The 20493-nt window shown below is 59.8% G+C and carries 17 protein-coding genes; 1 reads left to right on the forward strand and 16 read right to left on the reverse strand.

Annotated features, from left to right (window positions below; translation table 11 throughout):
• Positions 1-152: 152 nt before the first annotated feature.
• Positions 153-704 (forward strand): IS630 family transposase, encoded by a 552-nt coding sequence (locus tag QZY07_RS11505; protein WP_295402575.1) that lies wholly within the window; start codon positions 153-155, stop codon positions 702-704.
• Positions 705-1122: 418 nt separating this feature from the next.
• Here QZY07_RS11505 and QZY07_RS11510 read toward each other — a convergent pair whose 3' ends face one another.
• The 16 genes from QZY07_RS11510 to QZY07_RS11585 all read right to left on the reverse strand — a co-directional run bounded on the left by QZY07_RS11510 (position 1123) and on the right by QZY07_RS11585 (position 20405).
• Positions 1123-1686 carry a hypothetical protein gene (locus QZY07_RS11510; RefSeq protein WP_295402577.1) on the reverse strand — a complete coding sequence of 188 codons (564 nt, stop codon included), beginning with the start codon at positions 1684-1686 and terminating at the stop codon, positions 1123-1125.
• Between the two features lie 29 nt (positions 1687-1715).
• Entirely contained in the window at positions 1716-2660 is a 945-nt protein-coding gene (locus QZY07_RS11515; protein WP_295402579.1) for a LysM peptidoglycan-binding domain-containing protein, read from the reverse strand.
• A complete protein-coding gene (locus QZY07_RS11520) occupies positions 2623-4278 on the reverse strand; it encodes an SUMF1/EgtB/PvdO family nonheme iron enzyme (RefSeq protein WP_295402581.1) in 1656 nt (551 codons plus the stop codon). Before QZY07_RS11520 ends, QZY07_RS11515 begins: the two co-directional genes overlap by 38 nt.
• A 6-nt stretch (positions 4279-4284) precedes the next feature.
• A complete protein-coding gene (locus QZY07_RS11525) occupies positions 4285-6162 on the reverse strand; it encodes an FtsX-like permease family protein (RefSeq protein WP_295402583.1) in 1878 nt (625 codons plus the stop codon).
• Positions 6159-6965 carry an ABC transporter ATP-binding protein gene (locus QZY07_RS11530; protein WP_295402585.1) on the reverse strand — a complete coding sequence of 269 codons (807 nt, stop codon included), beginning with the start codon at positions 6963-6965 and terminating at the stop codon, positions 6159-6161. The genes QZY07_RS11525 and QZY07_RS11530 overlap by 4 nt, the downstream gene beginning before the upstream one ends.
• A 32-nt stretch (positions 6966-6997) precedes the next feature.
• Positions 6998-9181, reverse strand: a complete 2184-nt coding sequence (locus QZY07_RS11535) for a vWA domain-containing protein (RefSeq protein WP_295402587.1) — start codon at positions 9179-9181, stop codon at positions 6998-7000.
• A 353-nt stretch (positions 9182-9534) separates the two neighbouring features.
• Complete coding sequence (locus tag QZY07_RS11540) at positions 9535-11721, reverse strand: M23 family metallopeptidase (RefSeq protein ID WP_295402589.1); 2187 nt, start codon at positions 11719-11721, stop codon at positions 9535-9537.
• On the reverse strand, positions 11666-11929 hold the full coding sequence (locus QZY07_RS11545; RefSeq protein WP_295402590.1) for a hypothetical protein: 264 nt from the start codon (positions 11927-11929) through the stop codon (positions 11666-11668). The genes QZY07_RS11540 and QZY07_RS11545 overlap by 56 nt, the downstream gene beginning before the upstream one ends.
• Positions 11919-13772 (reverse strand): zinc ribbon domain-containing protein, encoded by a 1854-nt coding sequence (locus tag QZY07_RS11550; RefSeq protein WP_295402592.1) that lies wholly within the window; start codon positions 13770-13772, stop codon positions 11919-11921. The genes QZY07_RS11545 and QZY07_RS11550 overlap by 11 nt, the downstream gene beginning before the upstream one ends.
• 448 nt (positions 13773-14220) lie before the next feature.
• Positions 14221-14433, reverse strand: a complete 213-nt coding sequence (locus QZY07_RS11555; RefSeq protein WP_295402594.1) for a hypothetical protein — start codon at positions 14431-14433, stop codon at positions 14221-14223.
• A gap of 92 nt (positions 14434-14525) precedes the next feature.
• On the reverse strand, positions 14526-16658 hold the full coding sequence (gene traN, locus QZY07_RS11560; protein ID WP_295402596.1) for a conjugal transfer protein TraN: 2133 nt from the start codon (positions 16656-16658) through the stop codon (positions 14526-14528).
• Positions 16633-17673 carry a TraU family protein gene (locus QZY07_RS11565; protein ID WP_295402598.1) on the reverse strand — a complete coding sequence of 347 codons (1041 nt, stop codon included), beginning with the start codon at positions 17671-17673 and terminating at the stop codon, positions 16633-16635. Before QZY07_RS11565 ends, traN begins: the two co-directional genes overlap by 26 nt.
• On the reverse strand, positions 17670-18878 hold the full coding sequence (locus tag QZY07_RS11570) for a TrbC family F-type conjugative pilus assembly protein (protein WP_295402600.1): 1209 nt from the start codon (positions 18876-18878) through the stop codon (positions 17670-17672). Before QZY07_RS11570 ends, QZY07_RS11565 begins: the two co-directional genes overlap by 4 nt.
• Positions 18865-19425 carry a S26 family signal peptidase gene (locus QZY07_RS11575; protein WP_295402602.1) on the reverse strand — a complete coding sequence of 187 codons (561 nt, stop codon included), beginning with the start codon at positions 19423-19425 and terminating at the stop codon, positions 18865-18867. The genes QZY07_RS11570 and QZY07_RS11575 overlap by 14 nt, the downstream gene beginning before the upstream one ends.
• The gene (locus QZY07_RS11580) at positions 19412-19774 is read right to left on the reverse strand and encodes a hypothetical protein (protein WP_295402618.1); all 363 of its coding nucleotides are present in this window, start codon (positions 19772-19774) and stop codon (positions 19412-19414) included. The genes QZY07_RS11575 and QZY07_RS11580 overlap by 14 nt, the downstream gene beginning before the upstream one ends.
• The gene (locus tag QZY07_RS11585) at positions 19767-20405 is read right to left on the reverse strand and encodes a hypothetical protein (protein WP_295402620.1); all 639 of its coding nucleotides are present in this window, start codon (positions 20403-20405) and stop codon (positions 19767-19769) included. Before QZY07_RS11585 ends, QZY07_RS11580 begins: the two co-directional genes overlap by 8 nt.
• Positions 20406-20493 lie beyond the last annotated feature (88 nt).

Raw genomic sequence — 20493 nt, forward strand, 5'->3', positions numbered from 1 at the left:
AGACGAACACTGGGACGCCTGCCTCGACGTGCTCAAGGAACGTCCGCGCCGCCGTCGCTTGCAAACCGTTCCGGCCAGGGTCATGCAGATGATGAACTCACAAGTGCGTCAACGGTGCGGTTAAGTTGGCGCTTATGGGGCCCGAGCCACCCTTGTTGGTCTACATCGACGAAGCTCACATCCACCAAGAGGCCGATCTTGGCGATGGCTGGGCACCGATCGGGGAGCGCCTGTGGGTGGGCTCCCACACCCCGGGATTGTCCGCCAAAGTCAGCTTTTATGGCCTGTATTTTTACAACGCCGGACAGGTGGCGATCTGGGATTTCCCCTGCGGGAACACCGAGCATACGCTGATGGTCTTGCAACGCCTGCGCGCACTTGAACCGGATCGGGAGATCATCCTGTTCTGGGATGGCGCGCCTTATCACCGCGCGGGCGCCGTGACGACCCTCGCTTCGGAACTGGCGATCACACTGCTGCCATTGCCAAGCTACAGCCCCGATTTCATGCCGGTCGAAGCCCTCTGGCGGTGGTTGCGTGAGGATGTGACCGACCACCACTGTCACGCGAGTGCCGAGGAGTTGACCGCGCGCGTGAGCGACTTCGCAAACACCATCAACCGCGATCCGTTTACGGTCGCCGACCGTCTGTGGACGAGAACGACACTCGATCCAGAGGAAGAAAAATTACGTATCCCGTGCTAGGCGCGGTTTAAGGTACCCGCGTCATCGAGGGACGAATAATATCTATCGTTCCCTTCATCAGTAACCAGAAAGGCCCCCTTGTTAGCCTTTATTTCAAAGAAATCTCCCATTTTCGTTGCGCAATCCCATCTTCCGACATAATCTTCATCTCCCGATGCCGCAATGCAAGTGCTAGAGAGACCATGCAGTGCCATTGCAATAACTAATAATCTAATAATTTTTTTTATTGCCTTTAACCTGGGTTTCTGGTTTCAAATTTTAATAGCCAATCGCCCTCCTGCGGAATCTAGTTGCTCCAAGGGTAGGCGGATCGTCGCTCGATCCTAAGCAACTCCGCAGCGGCACAATTAACGCCGATGACGCACACTATAAATTGCGTCATCGAAGTGGCCGGAAGATGATTAAGATCATCGATTTTTCACTTCGGCATATCCTGCAATCCAGCCGATGCAGGGCGGGCCTTCGTGGATCCACCCGTATCATTCAAAACCATGTAGGTTTGCAGAAGCGCCCCATACTCTTTTTCCAATTGCGCTTTTTCCTTGGTCAGCGCGGCTGTATCCGCTCCTCCGGTCCGGTGCTTCAGAGCGCTGGTTCGTTTATCTAAACTCCCCACGCGCTGCTGCAAGTTCGCCGACTCCGCACTTCCCGAACGCTTCCTTAAGTTTGCCACCTGAGCCGATAGCGACTGAACATCGCCATCCAATTTCGCAACCTGGCGCTTCAGATTTCGCACCTCGCTCTGCTTTGCATTCTTGGTTATCTCCAGGCCCTGGTTGTCCTGTTTCAGGGATTGATTGGCTACCCGAATGCTCGCAAGCGCGTCTTCCCGCTCCTGCTTACGGGCGTCGTAATCACCGCGCACGACGCCGGCCAATCCGCCAAAAAAACCGCCGGAACGGGGATCATTAGCAAGATCGGGTCCCGTGGCACACCCGGAAAACAAGACCGCTACCAAAGAAGTCGAAACATACTTATTCATGATTGAACGCGGGGCATGAGTAAATGGGTTCAGGTGCTCAAGCGATCATTGTTGATGCTAGCGAGCTTGCGAGTCTCTTTATCGAGCCTGTCGATGTTGGTTCGCAACAGCGCAACCTCGCTTTTCAGTTTCCCGGCGTTCAGGCTGCTTGATCCTGGCTTGGTAAAGTCTCTGTAATTATCCTCCTGGCGACTGAGTTCCTTGCGTGAGTCAGTCAATAGCTTCTCATTGGAGACCAAAAGAGTATTGACTCTCTGTTTCTGACTTGCTAATTCACTGGCTTGTACCTGACCACTCCTATATCTTCGCTGTAATCGTCTCAATTCGGCATTCAATGATTTGATCTCAGCCGCCAGGGAAACATTGTGGCCTTTCAGCTCACGATTGTATTGCTTGGCATGGGCGATCTCTTGATTCAGTCGCTCTTCGATATCGACATAATCCTGCTTGGTCGCGGCGAGCAGGCTACCGGCAATGGCGCCTCCCAGTGCGCCAATGGCGCCCCCAAGTGCCGCACATTGTCCTCGTTTGTCCTTGCACGCCACGGCACCCAACCCTGCGCCGACCACCCCGCCAGTCACGGCACCTTCCGTCACCGTGCGCGCGGTATCGGTCTTTGCCGAACTTGCGGTCTTGGCGCGTGCCGAACCGGCTATTGGCGTAGATGTGGCATCCTGATTCAGCAGGCTGGCGGGAATGATGATGGCCTGTCCCACCTCGATCTTCTTGGGATTGCGGATACCATTGTGCGCGGCAATCGCCCGGTAATGATCGGGGCTTCCGGTATAGAGGGCTGATATCTTGCTGAGACTCTCGCCCGGCTCGACGACATGGGTAATATCGGTGCGAGTGGGATTGGAGATGCACGCCGCCGTCGTGGCTGCCATGATCAGGACCAGGGCGAGACGTCGCATCATCCCGAGAGATGGACAGGCTTTACTCGGACGCCAGACTGAACGCTTTTGCGAAATCATTGCCCCATTCCTCCCGTAAAATTCGCCGCGTGACACGGTATTGACCGACATGACTGGTCACCAGGACGAGCGCGGTCCGCTCCCGCTCGGAGAGATCTTTCTTTTCGAGAATCTTGATGGCCTGATCCACATAGGAACTTCCATATTCACCCAACTCCGCAACGCGCTTGGCATAGACATCCAATTGCTCTGTGGCATTCTGTCGCTTTTCCACAACCTTGTCTTCGATGAGCTTCAATTGATCTTTGAAGCGATCGCCGAGTTGCTTGGTCATTTTTCCCAAATCCTTGGCCCGTGCTTCCATATGGGCCGCGCTGAATAAGAAGGCGCCGGCATTCGCGGCATTGCGCAGGACATCCTGAGCCAGGCTGCGCGCCCCTTCGTGCTGCGCCTGATCCATCTTCTGCTCGGCCGTCTCGATATAACTCTTGATCCGGTTCAGTTCGCTGGAGAGTTCCTTGTTCTTGCTCATCAGCTCATCGATTCCGGCATGGGCCATGCCCACCGCCGTGGCACCCTGGGAGACGGGGTGCTCCAAAGTCATGCCTACCGGTGTCGTGCTGCGAATCGATTCCTTGTACGCATCGTAACTACCCTGCAAGGTCTTCCAGTATTCCGGCGAGACGACGACATCCGAGCCGATGGCCAGACGCATCCCAGTGGTCAAAGACTTCTGCTCTTCCATGCGTTGACGATCCGGGTTCCACCGGAAGATGCCTACCTCGGCACGGGTCGAAGAACGTAGCTCCTTGGCCGGAGTGAGGACGCTTCCCCCCCGCGCGACCATCCCTCCCGGTTTGCCTTGCCAGATTTCCGGCAGGAATCGCTGGCTGGACAGCTCCTGGACGTTGCCCAGCATGTCGTGCAATCCCAGCGCATTCGGCTCACGCAACCCGATCGGCCGAACCTTGGATTTGGCGTTGTCGCGATGCCACGCATAGTTGTTGAGTGCGGCGGCGGAGACGGGGGCCGTCTCTCCAAAGGTTTTTGCCTTGATTGCAACCTCGCCATCGCGCGCCGCGTACTCCCATTCAATCTCGGTGGGCAAGCGGAGATAGCCGGGCACGGTGTCGAGTCTGGGCAGTCGCTGGAGACGTTCCGGGTGCTCGGGATCGAATAGCCATTTGTTGTAGGCTTGGACAAATGCCTCAATGGCCGCTACGCCCAATCCCGATAACGGCTCGGCGAGCGCGGCTTCCAATTGCGCACCCGTCAACTTCGAAAGCGTTTTGTCTTTCGGATTCGCGCTTTCGGCGAGGAACGTCTCCATCCCCATCAAGGCGATGTATTGGCGCTTGGATACCTCGTATTTTCCAATGAAATACAGCCAGCCATCCTGATCCGAGTCTGGAAATGAACCGCTGATCTGAACGCGTTGCAGGCCCTCGAACATCCCGCCGTCCGGATCGCCCAGTTGGATGATCCGTTCCTCGCCACCCCAGAAAGACTTACCCGGTACGCGCACGGGCCGGAAGACCATCGATACATCGTCGGGCAGCGGCAGCGCCAGGTCACCCTCGGCTGGGCGCGGATTGTCGGGTGTCCCCTGCTCCGCAACGGACAACCGTGTGACAACCACCAAGGCAAGGGTCAACAGCATCAGTCTTCTTCGCAACATGTCGCATCACTCCTCGCGCAGCGCCTCGGCTGGGTCGATGCGCGTCGTTTTCCAAGCGGCAAATAGGGAACTCACCAAGGCCACGCCAACCGTCGCCAGGAATGCAATCGCCAGATAGGAATAGGGCAGGGCACAGATCCGTTGTTCCGTGCGGCACGCCTGGCTTGCGACCGCGAGATCCGCCGAGAAGACCTGATTGATCGCGCCAGCGAGGGTGAAATAGCCGATGATCGCCAACAGCAAGCTCAGAGCCGCCATGGCGACACCCTGATAGATGGGAAAGCGAAAAACATCCAGCCGCGCCAGGCCCAGTAGTCGCATCACGCCCAGATCCCGGCGCTTACGTTGCACGGCGGCATAAAGGCTCGCAATCAGCGCGGCGAATCCGCCAGCGATTCCCACCATCGCAACCATCCAAAAGACACTGGTGAGACCCCGATCCAGGATGCGGATACGTTCGATCGCCTGTCCCTGAGTGATGACATCGACCCCTTCGCGCCGCAGATCGAACTCCAGCCCAGCGACCTCCTCGATGGTCTTGGCATACAAGCGAAAGCCCTGGAATCCGGTACGCGCGAGTACAAAGCGCCCGTCCGCCGGGTCATAGGAAATGGGACGGTCCGCACCGGTCCGCAACACACCCAGCAATTCAGCCGGCACCAGGGTGACGTCCGACTGACTTTGACCAACGACGGCGAGCGGAAACCTGAGTTTTCCATTCGCGCCATTGGAGATGGCCTCGATCATTGCCGGCGCGGCCACTGCCGGTGCTGGAGCCAACAGCACCTGCCGCAAGCGTTCCGAATGGTCGAGCGCATCCTGTAATCCACCCCAGGGAGGGGCTGGAATACCGAGCTGCCGTGCCTCGTCAGCCGACACCGATAACCCAAACACCAGCCCGGGATTGGACGGTGCCAGCTCCAGGCTCGGATGGGTCGCATAGGGGAGCAGAATCGCCCCCGTGCCGCGCAGTTTCTGCTTCACGGCACGATAACTGGCCATCTGGATCGAACCGCTCTGGAGACTCAAGTCATAGGCAGAGACACCAGCGGGCAGGGTCAGGCCGGTGCGCGCTCGAAACGTCTCGCCACTGATGACCTCGCTGCCGGTCAGTCCGGTCTCGATGGCGAGTCCCGCCCGTTTCACTGGCGTCAAGGACGCGGGAACCACGACGAGGATACCGTCGTAACTCGCATACGGAATCGGCGTGCCTCCAGTCCAGCCCAACTCCGGGACCGCCAGTCCTTCCTTGTAGTTCTCGACATCCAGCACGAAACCAAGTGGCGCGTAGAGACGCGCAAGCATACTGGCCCGTTGCGCGAGGATGGAGACGACGCGAACCCTGGTCAGCCCTTCTTCGGGTTGGCCGCCCCGGTTGCGGGTCGCCCGGAGCGCTAGGCCGTCCCCCGCTTTGACGCCCAACACCTCGGCTGCGGCCTGAGTCAGAACCACCTCGCCAGCGCCAGGGAGACGGCCACCATTCTCAAGGATCAGCGGGTCATTCGCTCCAGTCGGAATCAGATCGAGATACTGGACACTTGCTGCCTCTAGCCGAGACGCGCCGATAATGGACGAGGCGGGTAGGATCGTCGGGGTTAGAAACCCCACATCTGTGCGCGCACCCCAGCGGTTGAACCAGGCTGGATCGTAACCGCGGGTCTCGGCCGGACGGATCTCCCGGTAGACGGGATCCTGAACCAAACTGCATCGCAGGGTCTCCACCGTGCCGTGCTTCAGCCCCATCAGAATCAACAGCGGCGAGATCACGGCGGCGATGGCCAGCACCAGACACAGGGTCAGGATCCATTCATGACGCAGGTCGGCCAAGGCCAGGCGAACCACCGTTGCCGGAGCGGGCGAGCCGATACGATCACCACCCTTCACGACCGGATTTCCTCCAAGCAAGTCGACTGCGTCAGGGTGTCGGAAACCTGCTCCACCCTGAAGCCGAAAATCCGATCCGCTACGTCTGCGACAAGCGGCTGATCATGGGTCACCATCACGATGGTGCTGCCTTCCTCGCGCGCGAGCATGCTGAAATCGGCGACGATCCGGCGCGCCCGGGTTCGGTCCACCGCTGCGGTCGGTTCATCCGCCAGCACCAGCGCCGGCGCGTGAATCAGCGCGCGCAGGATGGCAATCCGCTGGCGCTGACCGCCCGACAGAAACTGAGGTTTTTTCTCCAACAGTCGTTCCACGCCCATGCGGCGCGCCCAAGCCTCCACCTTGTCCGGCGCCGCAGGCAGGCCCTTGATGCGCAACGGCAGATTCAGGTTCTCGCGGACCGAGAGAAACGGCAGCAGACCGCCGGTTTGCAGCACATAGCCCAGGTGATGGCGACGCAGTCGGGCCAGATCATTTTCCCTCCCCTTCGCCCACAGGGCGGCAACATCCGAGAGTCCGCCATCCCGCCCTTGACCCGGCTTGTGGAAGTGAAAGCGGCCACATTCCGTCGGACGCAACACCAGGGCCAACAGGTCGAGGAGCGTGCTCTTGCCGCATCCGCTCTCACCGATGATGGCCACCAGTTCCCCGCTGCCAACCCGAAAGGTCGGCACCCGCAGCTCGAAACCGACGCCGCCCTGGCGGCGCATCTTGACTAGATCGCGCACATCGAGTACAGACGCCGACCATTGGGCCTCCGACCCAATGACCGGGTGACGCGGCAAGATCGCCGTGTCGCTCATGGCGGGCTGACCGACATCGGAGTTCAACTCCTTTAAGGCAGCGCGCCAAGTTGCAGCGGGTAGACCTTCTGCGCGTCGTCGTCGCCCTCGTTCAGCTTCACCCAGCCGTCCACATCCTCATTGACGATCCGATAGAGCGCCAGCTTGGCCTCCAGACCGCGCTCCAGCTCCGCGCGTTCGGTCGGCGTCATGGCCGCGTACATCTCGTTGCTCAGGGAAAGAATATCGCTCTTGTAGGGTAGGCTCTCGATGAAGGCATCCAACAACCCCGCCCCCTTCAGCTTGTCCGCGTTCTTGATCTGGTCCGGGTTCTTCACCGTGCCCGCCGCCACGCTGGACAGTGCGTCGAAGAAGGCCATCTGGGTCAGTTCCGCCATCTTGAGTGCCTGCGTTACAAATTCCAGTTTGGTCACTAGGTCGCTCAACTGCTGCTTGGTCAAGAGTACCCGCACATCCAGCGCCGTGGTTGCGGGATTCAGCGGATCCCGGTCGAAGGCCCAGGCGATGACATCGCGCGGCGGAGTCTGATTCTTGCCCAGATATTCCACCAGGGCGGAGTCGATCAGCCGCTGCATCGCGGCCTTGGTTTGCACCACGGGGTCTGGATTGACGCCTTCGGTCGGTGTAGCGGCTGGAACTGGGGCCGAAGGAGCCGGCGCATCAGTCACTGCAGGCGGTACGGTCGAAACGACCGGCGGGGATGGCGGTTTATCCTGTAAGGGCATCGCTGTTTCTGGCTCGCCCGGGGTGGCAGCCGACGGGATTCCAGGATTAGTTGCAATTCCACCAGCCTCGCCCGAGCCGGTCGTGGGTGGAGCGGATTCCACCATCTTAGTAGCCTGATCGATCCGTTCGATGAGCGCCACGACCTGATCGGCAGCGACTTTGACTGCGCTCTTGAAGGACGCCTTGTCCTCCACGTCGATCTCGACCAGCGCCGAGCTGTTCTCCGGTCCACGCTCCTTGGCCAGGGCGCCGAACTGCTCGGAGGCGGTGGCATGATCGCTCTCGGCGCGTGCCTCGTTCAGATGCAGCGCTAGCACATGGACCTGCGCGTCGTCGGCCATGATGTGCAGGGTCTTTTCATCCAGCCCCGTGGTGTTCTGGGGATGCCCCACCGGGTGCGAGCTGGCATCGCCCACCAGAATTAAGAACTTCAACGCATTGTCGTCCCAGTGGGTCGCCAATCCGGTCTTCATGCCCGCAAAGACTTCCTCGGGGTAGTCGCCGGCGCTGGTGGTCGCCGCCTTGGCCTCGGTGTCCAGGAGCTTGCCGAACTCGTCCGCATTGACCAAGGTCGGCGTGAAGTCCTTGCTGACGAAACCCAGGTCCGGCACCGCCTTGAGGTCGTCCCGGTAACCCACCAGTCCGAAATGAATCTTGGTGTCATGGCCCTTGGCCTCGGCGAGTGTCGTGGTCTCGGTTGCGATGGCCTTGATCGCCTCTTTCGTCCGATCCAGATAGGGCTGCATACTGGCCGTCATATCCATCACGAAAACCAGATCGACACCCAGATTCTTGACCGCTGGGAGATCCACCAACAAATCGCTGCCCTGGGTCGACTGCGTCCGGAATTCCGGATTGGCCAGGGTATCCGTGTCGCTACGCTGACCAGGCACCGCTGCGGCCAACTGGAGGTACCGCGCCTCATCGCCCTGGAGGTTCACCATCTCGAAGTCGACGATGGGGAGCATGTAGAACTTCTCGGTGATGTCGACGAAACGCTCCGGTTCTTTGCTGACCACCCCGTCCGGCACTTGCTGTTGCTTCAAGGCCGCGTACAGGGACTTGAACGTCTCGGCCCGATTTGGCCCCTCGATCAGCGATTTGAGCCGATCCCGATCCTGGAACATCAGCACCCGGCTGCGTGCCTCGTCGCCTTCTCCCGGATGGGTATAGGAAACGATGAGCGCCTGTTTCCATTCCAGGACATCCTTGGCCCGCATCCAGCCCGTCGGTTGCCCTTGCGCCGACTCTCCGACCTGATACCAGCCCTTCGGCTCGTTCGGAACCGTCACGTCCAGGTCATCACGGGCGAAGGCATAGAGCGGATAGAAAGCGCGGACATTGGCCTTGAGGATGTTTCCCTCACTGTCTTCTTTGCTTTTGTAGAGGTTAGAGAAGGGTCGCGGCAGTACCTTCAGCGGCATGCCGGTTTGCGCTTCCCGGCACACGCCCTTGCCCGAACAATTGACCTCCAGGGCGGATTGCGCCATGGCGGGGTGGATCATCGTCAAACCTGCCGTGAGGAGTAGGGTTGTAAAGCGCCTTGTCGTCATCTGGAACCCCTGAATTGAATACCGTGAATGACCGTAAAAACATATTTCACCCCCAGCGGGGAGATTGGAAGAGGAAGGCGCCTCGCATCGATTGGTTGGCTATCCTCCCGACCCTCACAAACCAGCCACTTCTTTAATGGCAGCTTTCATAATCAAAGATGGATTTGGATCCGACATCAATGACATCGACCTGTCCTGTCTCGTCGAGAGAAAAACAGATGCCGCGTTTGTTCCGACGGTCCCAATAGCCAACGGATCGTTCACCTGCCTCATCCCGTAATTCCCAGCGTTCAAAATTCTGCTGGTTTCGGTGGCTGTCCCGCGCACCCGGCCTGTAACTTCGGGATAGCGAGCGACCCGGCGGCGAAGTCGCCGACGGTCCCGCTGCCCTGCTCATAGCCACGTAGCCATCGGCCACTGTCCCGCTGTCGCGCCTGCTCGGCGCTGGACAGCCGCAGGCCAAAGTGCAAATGCTCGCGTCCATCGCCGTTGTGATCCTGCGCGGGGTCATCGCTGTGATCGTTCACATAGCCGATCACCGTCTCCTTGTTGACTGTCGCACCAATCTTTAGGCCGGTACAGGTTCCGTTTTCGCGGGTGTCACAAGCGCGCAGATGACCGTAGATTGACAGGAAGGATTGCGTTTGCACCGGAGTGCCGTTGCCGGAGATCAGATCGCAAGGGTTGGCCAAATCGTGCTCAACCGCTGTGACCAGTTCACCATAGCTTGGCGCGGGACCATAGAAAACGATCTTTCCAGGACCGATGGCGTGGACCGGTGTTCCCTCTGGTAGCCGGATATCCTCGCCCAGGTGATTGCGGTCGTAATAGAAGCCGCGTCCTGCGTAGGAACCGGGTTTATAAGGAGTGATGGGGAAATCCCAAATATTGGCGGTAGCCGTTATCGTGGCGGATGTCTCGGGCGTGACTTCCGATGGAAGCATGACAATGACGGAGGGGCAAATATCGCTGCATCCATCGTTCTTGCATTTCGTCAAAATATAATCGCGTTGAGACTCGGAAAAATGTAGCCTTACTCGTTTGTAATCATCTAATAGCTTCCCTTGTCCTTCCCATGGATCGATATCAGACTCACCGATCCGAACATACAAATGACTCTGCCGATGACAACTGAAGATATAATCAACCCCTTTATCTTCCCTGAACTCAAAATCCCAAAAAGCACCACTCCCCTGTATTTCCGACTTTCGAGTAACCACCCCTTTCATGACGAAAGTGTTCTGTAACATCTTTTGATCAACACGCTTCATTTCGCGGTCGAGTATGTTACGATAACCAACAAGATATTTATCATCCGGCCCAAACCGTGATTTATCGAGATACTCCCGATCCAGTATAGTCAGGCTTTTGTCAGCCTCTCCAAATTGCTTTTCCTCAATCAGCTTTCCGATATTTTCCAGCAATAATTCTGCATAATCTGCGGCTTGAAAATCAAAATGCTTTAGAACTACCCGACTTCCCTCAGCGTATACTTTACAATCTGCTAGGATGTTTTTTTGTGATAATTGTTCTCTGCAAACATCCATAGCACCCCTATTAGCTTCGGCCTGAGATGATTGTCCAAATGAAATAGCTCCGGTCCAGTTTTTATCTTTATTTATTGCAATCGCTAATGCTTTTTCATTGCTTTTAAAAGAATACTCTTCAACAAAAAATTTCACAAAATCGGCGGGCATCCCCTTAGGATGGCGCTCATCTATATGCTCACGAAATGCACTTCTCATCAGCGATAAATATTCAGCCCATCCGTTATCCGAAAGCTCTATCTCATCGAGCTTCCATTCACCATAATCTGGGTCTTGATGCAACCTAGCCCTTCCTTCAAATGACCGAAGTATTTCAGGGAAACCAGGCAAATTTCCAAGTGACTCTAAGTTATATTTAAATTTAATTGATAAAAACTGCGTCTCAATACCTTCAGGGCTTCCCTTGTATCGGTTAACATAGGTAACAGCTTGAAATTTTCTTCTGGCCACAGCAAGGCAATGCCCATCATTGAAGTATATGTTTTCACCGAAATTGCAAGAGGATAATCCGCTATTTTTAAAATCATCAGTATAAAAAAGAAAATCTAATGGATATTCATCTTTTTTGTTAGGCTCATTAAAAGCGCCCGCCATCTGCTTAAAAGTTGCCAATTCAACATAAGCAAGGCCGTTTGTTATCAGATATGTCAATAATGATTTATCAATCTTATAGTAATTGCACCCGATGGGACAGGGCTGAACCGTTACCCATGGATAAATAGTGTTCCTGATGCGGTTTACTATCGCTCTATCATCTTCTTTTGGGATGCGCAGACTTATCAGCTCTTCAAACTTATTGTTTTTAAAAATCAAATCACTAACCGCTTCGTCTAATATTAAATTCGTTTGAGTATACGGCGCTTCTGAGGTATTATTAATATCGTTTTTGGTTTGAGATATTGCGGAGTCTGATTGCAATAAAAAAGTCATTGAAAATATTATATTTATTACTAACAAAAGCAATTTTTTCATAATCAGTTACCCCTTGAACTAACCCTTCATCAAAAATCTCGTTAGTACCACGATCAATAGGATGAAAAAAGCGAAGCGCGCCCATTTTTCCAGCGATCAAAGCTGATTGCGATCCTACCGACTGGGGCACCATCAAAATCTCAGCGAGTATGCGCTCAGGTCGCATGCACCTCGAACTCATACCCACAAAACCGACATTTCCGCGCGCGCACCCGTACCGGCTCCGCACAGGTCGGACACTCCTTGAACGCGTCATCCTCACCGCCGGCCAGCCGCGCGACCGGCTCATCGGATGTCAACGAATTCTGCCCGCCAACACCCTGACCCTTCCGCGCGAATAACTGGGCCGAGCCCACCGCGAGCCGTTCCGGCTCGCGCTTGCCCAACTCACGCAAGGCCGCGGCCGCCGCATTGAGTTCCACCAGTCGCTGCAACTCCGGCGAGGCTACATCGACGCCGAGCGGGCGCACGCCGCCGCTGCGTAGTGCCTCGATACCGGCCGCGAGGGTCGACACCCAAGTTTCGGAGTCTTCGGACGGTGCGGCCGACAATGGAATCCGCGCCGCATGGAGGTTGGCCACCTCGCTGATCAAACGCGCGGCCCGAAAGCGCGCCGTGAAATCGGAACGGATGACCCGGTTGCTCGACTCGATCGAGTCATCACGGGCGCGGCCGACCGTCAGGTTCGCTTGACTGATGACACCATCCAAGTCGATGAGGACGGCCTCGGATTGGAATCGCAGGGAATCGAAGAAACGATCGGACTGCCGCAGCAGTCGACCGCCCGCGCGCCACGCGCGCGTGCTAACCACCGCCATCAGGGGGACATAGAGCGGGGCCAGCAGAAAGAGCGTACTGATCGACAGATCTCGCATGAACGCCATCAACGGTGGCGGTATCAGCAAGAGCACCAGCACCAGAACGGCGGCCAGATAAAGCCCCCAGCCACCGATGAGCAGCAGAATGGCGGCGTCGCTGTTGGGGCTCGTGACCGGGCGTGGCTGCTGTTCAATGAACAGGGTCACCGAGAACGATCCGGTATCCTCAACCGCCCGCGAGCCCTGTTCGTTGAAGCCGCTCGACGCGACACGATTCTGGAAACCGTTCCATGCCAGTTCCCTGGCGATGTCGGGCAGACGGCCAACGAGTTGCTGCGGATGGCCGAAACCGTCGTAGTAATGGGTCCGCAGCAACGTCTCGGTCGAGGGTTCATGACGAGGGATCAGCCGTGCCGTCGACAGATACTCGATCCCAGCCACCAGAAGTTGGAGGACCAACAGCCCTGCTATCGGCAGTGCCAGCAGCGTCAAACCCGACGCATCGATGACGGCGACCAGTAACGTCTGTGTCTTGTCATCCAACGCACCCAGGGCGCCTATGTTGAGTAATGCGTCGCCGCCCCACAGAACCAGGATGAGCAACAGGCCGAGCCGGATCGTCACCGTCATCCTGCGGTGCAGATGGCTGGCATTTTCCGCCGCCGTGTCACGGGCCGCTGGCGAGATGAACATCGCACCCTTGCCGAACAAGGCCGACATGACACCATCTGCCGTCTCATAAACACGCATGGTTTGCTCACGGAACAAGCGATAGAGCTCATCCGGTGACGCATAATCATTGGGTATGCGTCCTGGCAGAAGTGGCCGCCTCAGCTCCCGCAGACCGATCCAAAACATGCGCAATGCGCCGCCAGTGATGCGAAAGGTCAAGATCGCCAGACAGATCACCACCAACAGACTCGTGACCAGGAAACTACAATAGTTGAGCATCCGGATCAGCACATTGCCCTCTGCGTGTTGAAGGGCCGTGGCAAACTGGTCGATATGCGAAATCCCGAACCAAAATTCGGAAGATCGGAAGGCATGCAGGAAGGGGCCGACGAGGAAGAACAATCCAAGCACGAGCGCGGCGAGTAGTGTCAACGCGCCGACGACCTTGATCGCGCTGACGATGGCTGGCGGACGTCTCGCACCAGACAGGCGCTTGGATGAGTAGTCGGTTGCTCCCATTGCCCTCATGCCTTTGCGTTGGATTTCCGTGACGGCGATACCTGCCGTGGACGTTTCAGGGCAATGCGAACCTTAACTGTCGGTTTAGACTACCTTACATTAGCAACTGTATTACGCTCACACTCCAACACATGCATCCCTTCCGGGCGGCTGGTTAGCGTCACGGCGGTCATATCTTGTACGCGACCAGGGACAAGGAAAGGCGCGTCCAGACTGACTGATACAACCATAACGATCTGGCTCAGGAGTGTACGCCGATATTAAACCACGATATTAATACTGGTAATGCTATTGGCATCGTGGCGTCAGGTCAATGGGTCTACGGCACGCTCCACGCTTGACTTGGCGCAACCAAATGGGGCGATGCTATCCCGCACCCTGGCCAGACGCCACGTTCTCCGGGCGACACGCACCCCGCCAGTTCGCACCTCCTGCCTTGTTGTCGCGCTCAGTGCCCTTGAACCGATCCGACCGGCCTGGGCAGTCTCTCCAACGTCTCCGACCACCCTTGCCCCTCGGCCTCCCGATTGGCCCCGCCGACTGTCTGGACATCGCGCAGATCGTCCAGGCGCGTCGCCGTGCGGTTACCCTGCCCTTCGGTCAATGTCTCGAAGGTCATCTGGTCCGATGGCGTGATGATGATGTTCGCCGCCGTCAGCATCGCGAGCCATTCGTTCAGGTCGATACGGCTCCAGTCGACACTGGCCAGAACGGTGATCGGAATGCCACGGCAATCGGGATGTTTGGCCCTTCCTAACCAGGGCCAGTCTGCCCCCGAATCTGCTCGTTGAGGATGCGCGAGAGCGGCGTATTGAAACAGCAGAAACTGTCGCGCGATTCGATGCAGGCGCCGAAGAAGGTCTTCTTGCAGTAGGAACCCACCCGATGACAGACTTTGAGTTCCCGCTGCACACCGAGTTTGAATTCGTCCTCGGTGCAGGTCCAGATCAGGCGAATCAGGATCATGACGATGGTATAGATGAGATAGGCCCACATGACCCAATACATGACCACCATGATCGCCGGGTTCAGCGCGACCGTCGTGGCAACCGTGCCATCGGCTGCCACCGCCGCCCCGCCCGTCGCCGCATTCACGAACAGGGCATTGGCCGCCTGCGGCCCGAACACCGAGACCGTCCACTGCACGGTTTGATGCATGAGTTGTTGTTTGAAGGCCGCGATGACGCCCTGTTTCGCCGCCGCCGTGGTCGCCGCCGTGGTGTTACCCGTGAGGTTATTCACCGCCGAGTTGAAAGCATCCTTGACGGCGGCCCAGGTATCGACCACGGGCGAACGGAGCGTCTCCCAGGCGCCGAAGGCCGGATTGGAGGCGCCGGCCTGAACCAGCGATAACGTGACGCTGTCGAGCTTGGCGATGGAAAACATCAGTTGCAGGTAGCTGCCCAAATTGATGCCATCCGGCCTTTCGCAGCAATTGACGATCCCGCCAACGGCGCGCTTGCAATCCGTGGCCGTCCCCTTGAAGACCTCACAGGTGCCTGACGAGCAGTCGCCATCGAGCGCCATGATCTCAGCGGCCTGCAACGCCGCGACCGCGCTGTCGAAATCGTCCGATTGCTCGGGAGAGGACGTCACACACGGGTCGCCGAGGCAGCGAATCGCCCCGCCGCAGTTCAGGGTCGAGACACGTTGGGTGCCGGCGATCTCCTCGGTGGTACCACAGTCATAGAGAAGCTGATCGACGTAACAGACACCCGACCGGCCGGTGGCTGCTTCGGCGCACTGACGGCTGACGACTTTGCACAACGGATTGGCCTCCAGCACCGCACAATTGTCCTGATCGCCAGGGTTGTCCGGGCAGTGCTCGACCCCATCGGGATCACGCCAGCATTCCATCCGCCCTTCATTGAAGCGGGTACAGTCCAGGGCCACCGTGACCTGCATGCAGGCCGCCCCGATCCCCGAAAAGCGCTCCCAGGGCTCGTGACCGGTTTCGCCGAGGTACGGCGGCGACACGAGTTCTCCGTCGCAGAGTTCCCCACCGGGCACCGCGACGCAGTTCGCGTTCGGGTTGCTGGTACAGGTCGTCGTGCTGCGGCAGAACCCGTCCATCATTCGCGCTTTCAGCGTGGCGAGGCAGGCCGGGGACGACCAGATCCAGACGTCTGCGCGTTTCTCGACGCGGCGGACCAACTCGACGATCGGCTCGCCGGTCTCGGGATCCGTGCCGATCACCACCGGATCCCAGTGGACCGAGGCATCCAGGGTGCGGTTGGCCCCACAGGTCAGTTTGGGTTGATCCTTGTCCGGGATCAGACAGGCTTCATACTCCGGGACATGCACGGTGCGCGAACGGCTCAGAAATTCATTGTCCCAGGTACAATCGGCATAGGTCTTGGTAAATGCGTCGAGCGTGGAGGTCACCCCATCGGTCAATCCCCAGAGCGCATCCTGGGTCAGCGCCGGGCGTTGGCGATCGACCGGCGCAAGCAGGGTCTGATAGGCCTGATCGGTCTTGGAGGCATTCGCGAAGGGCGTCGCCACCCGCTCCTGTTGCGTCTTGACCCCCGCCGCGTCGAGTGCCTCGGGATGGCCATAGAGCGCAGTCCAATCCGTCACCGCACCCTGATCGGCGCCGGGAAAGAGGTTGCGGAAATCCTTGGGATGGTCGAACGGCGCCAACCGTGCCGGATCGCTGCCGAGCGTGGTCCCGAGTATCTGTCCCTCGGAAGCCGACTGGTCGAAGTCGAGCGCCCGATGCAGCTCGTCGCCCCACACCAGTGCCCAGGGAGTCCAGGCGACCGCAACCGCCAACATCGCCACGAGCAGGCGCCGCAGCCATGGGCACACAGCGGGGGAGAATTTTTCCCCCACGGTAAGCACCGCGCGCACGCGCGGCTCAAAGCCAGGCGAGACAGCAGTCATGCCAGCGCCAGATCAGATAGAGATGGTCCTCACCCACGCCTGGCAGGTTGCGCCACTGACCCCAGCGCAGTTCACTCTCACCGATGACATGGTTGGCATGGGCCTCCGGGAGCGGATAGAACTGCGACAGTCGGTACTGCGATTTCTGGAGCATCGGCGCGAGGGGGGCCGCGCACAGCGCCGCGTCGCCCATCGTCTGACGTGCCAAGCCGCGCCGATGCAGAGCGGCCAGAACCCGCGCACTGGCCAGACTCATCTGCGACGGCCGCCCATGGAGCGTCGGCGTGATGCCGGTGAAGGGATAGAGGCTGCCCCAGGCACCGGCGCACCAGAACAGTTCATCGAGCGGCGTCTGGGCCGTGGTCGCGGCGGCGGCATCGGCCAGGCATGCCGCCTGGGCAGCCGGATGGGCGACCAAGGCCGCCTCCGGGTTGGCGAAGAACGCCAGTTCATCGTTGTTCCAGGTCGGATCCAGTTCCGATAGATAGAGCACGTCAAAGTCGGTGAGATGGTCCGAATTGCAGCGATCCGGGAAGAACAGGTCGAGCATGACCAGGAGCGGGAAGGCGTAGTAATGGTAGTTGTAGAATGCCACCTCCGAGCCGTCGTACTCGGCCTGACCAGGCGTGCCCAAGGTGCGCATCGTACCCAGATTCAACCGGGCACCGCCGAGCGCGGGTAGGCAGCCGGGCAATCGGACCAGTTCGACGATCCGCGCCGGTTCCCACAAGCTGATGACCATCCCCGGACTGGGAATGCCATTGGCTGCGGGGCAACTGCATAGCGCCTGTTTGGTCGCCCCGCTGGGCATCGGACCGCCCCCGATCGGCACCCCGGCGATGCGCACGGGAAACAGACAGGCCCAACAGATGTCGGTGATGAGCTTCGGCCCCAGCAGTTGGGCATCGGGGCAGGCGGCATTGAGCGGATCGGCCGCGGGCGCGGGCAAGACCAGGCCCACCAACCACCCGAGCAAGACCAGCGTTGCGAGCGATCGGCGATCACGCATGCTCATCCCTCTGGCGGCCATTCGGCCACGATGAACACCCGATCACGCGTCTCGACCATGGCGGGTACCCGTTCGATCCCGAAGCGAGTCTGCACGTCGGGCGTCAGGAGATAGAGCGGCTCGCCCAGCGTCGCCTGTACGGCCCGAAAGCCGTCCCACCCGGCCTGACGATCCAACCGGGTCGTCAGGTACAGCGGACGCCGACCCTCGGCACGGCTCGCCTCCCCGCGCCGCGCGACATCAGCAACCTGGCGCGAATCGGTCGCATCGAAGACGAAAAGGCGTTGGCGAAACGGCATCCGGTCCAGCGGATTGATCCGTTCGCCCGCGTGAATGACCCGGGTGCCGTCGGGCAGATCCACATCCGCCTGCGCCGCGACGGTCAGATCAAGACGCCGTTCGCGCGGCGTCTCGACGGTGGGCAGGGATGCGAACCTCGCCCGCTCCCAGTAGCGCGCCAGCGACGCCGCGCGTCGGGCCTCCCAGTCGATACCGACCAGGCGCCGTTGCAATTCCGCGATCAGATCGGGCTCGCTGATCGCGACGCTCGGGCCACGCACGCCCAGATCGCCCCGCTGGCCTTGGCGCACCTGCTCCAGCAACCAGTCCGGCCGACTCAATCCGGTGACGCGCGCCAGTTCCTTACCCTGTCCATTGATCACGATCAGGGTCGGCGCCAACGCGACCGCCGGGGTCTGGAAGGGACGCGGATCGAGTTCGACCTGGGGCAGCTCCGCGTCCGCTCGCCCCTTCAGACTCTCCTTGATCCGGTCATGGATCTCCCGGATGAAATCGGTCAGGGATTCGCCCGGCGCCACTCCCCGGAAGACCACGCGCACGTCGGGGCGTCCGGCGGCCTCGGCGAAGAGATCGCGCAAGGCTGCGGCGCCCAAGGCCCGCGACACCAGCAGGGTGGGCGCGGTGGGGACGGCCGTGTGAGCGGCATCCGCCGGCGGCAACCCCAACACCGCCGGCAGGCGGGTGATTCCAGGGAGGCGATCCGCCTTCAGTCGAGCCCTCCAGGTCGCCTGGCGTGCTGATTGGTCCTCCAGCCAGGCAGGACGCGCCAGGGTCAGCGCCTCCTCTTGGAGGCGCACCGTCTGGTCGCGCAGGCTCGCCTCCGGCAAGGACGTCTCTGCCAGCACCATCCCGGTCATACCGATCAGACTGGCGCCGACCCAGATGACCCGCACTCTTTTAGAACAGGACATACACCTTCCCCATCATCTGCGTGGTCGGCAGAAACCCCCAATAGCGCGAATCGAAACTGTCGGCGGTCTCGCCCAGCATCCAGAACTGATCGACCGGGACCCGCTCATGACGCGCGAAGCTCGCCGGGTCGCGCTGGAGCGCGCCCGCCAGGGCCAGCCCATCGCCGTTGATCCAGGTGTGCGCGGGCGTGACCGTCACCCAATCGCCCGGTACCCCGGCGGCATGTTTGACGAACAGCTTGCCCTCGAAGAAGGGCACGCCGACCCCTCGCGCCCGAAACGCCACCAGATCGCCCTGCACCACGTCCTCGGGACTGGCAAAGGTATCGATCAGAAAGACCGAGGACGCCCCCACCAGGCAGCCGTGCTGCTGGAAGTCCAGACCGAGGCGATAGCGCGTCACGGCATAGGCCCCCGCGCCCAGCAACAGCGCCAACGACAACCCGGCGAGAAAGGCCCACCGCCAGGACCAGCGCGCGAGCGCCGCCGGCCCGCGCGGCCAGCACCGGGGTCGCGACGGCAGGACGGAGGGGTCAGGGCGCGGCACGCCGCACCTCCTGATCGCTCACCAGCACCGCGGCGGGCGTGGCCAGGATCGCATGGCGCTCCAGCACCAAGACCCCCTGCGCGGCGAGGCGCTCGGCGGCCTGGGTGTAGGCGCGCAGCAGCGCCGGCAGCTCCGCCGGTTCCGCCGCGCGCGCCGCTGCCGAAAGATCGAGGATCAGCACCGGGGGGCGGATCGACAGTGCCGCCGCCAACTGTTGATGGAGCCACCAGACCACGCCACCCTGGATGCCGGCGGCCACCAGCAGGACGATGAGGACGACCGCCCCCCAGTGCGCCGCCGCGCCGTGGCGGATCGGGCCGGAGGTCAAAGGGGTTGGTAAATCAGCCATGACCACGATCCTGGAGCAGACGCCCAATCGCCGCGTCGATGGTCAGTCCCTGGCGACGCCAGGCCGTCAGCGCCGCCACATCGCGCGGCTGGGTCGAGTAGAGCAATTGGCGGAAGGGATCCACGATCAACCGTCCGATCCCCGCTCCATAGTCGCCAATCACCATGATCTCCGAATAGGCGCCCGGCACCGTGTGCACGGTCTTGAGGATCTCCGCGCCGCTCTCCGTCAGCGGCAAGCGCTTGGCCGCCTGCAACTGATCGATGGCCTGCGCCGGCTGGGCGAGCAGGAAGGTATGGGCCGAGTTCTCGGCAATCGCCCGCCCGGTCGGGTTGGCGTAGAGGTCATTGGTCAGGAAGGATTTACCCGAGCCCGACTGCGCGGCAATACAGGCGTTGTCGTTCAAGGCCGAATCGAACAGCGACAGGTTCATCAACTGCCCGCCACGGCTGACCAGGTTGAACACCGGGGTACCGGTGCCATTCCAGTCGCCCAGCACCGGCATCAGGTTGACCGCGTGGGTCGCGGACAGGGTGCTGCGGTAGCGCTGCAAGTCGCGGATCGCGCCGTGATCGGCGCCGAAGGGCAGAAAGTTGAGAAACAGCGGCAGGGTGAAGCAGCGGTTACCCACTGCTCATGCGTTGTCATCTCAGCCGATGATGCGGAAAGCGTCCGATTTATTGCGGAATTGGGATTAAGCGATTCCCAAGCCACCATCA

It is taken from the genome of uncultured Thiocystis sp. (assembly GCF_903866365.1).
In the GTDB taxonomy this organism is placed as follows: domain Bacteria; phylum Pseudomonadota; class Gammaproteobacteria; order Chromatiales; family Chromatiaceae; genus Chromatium.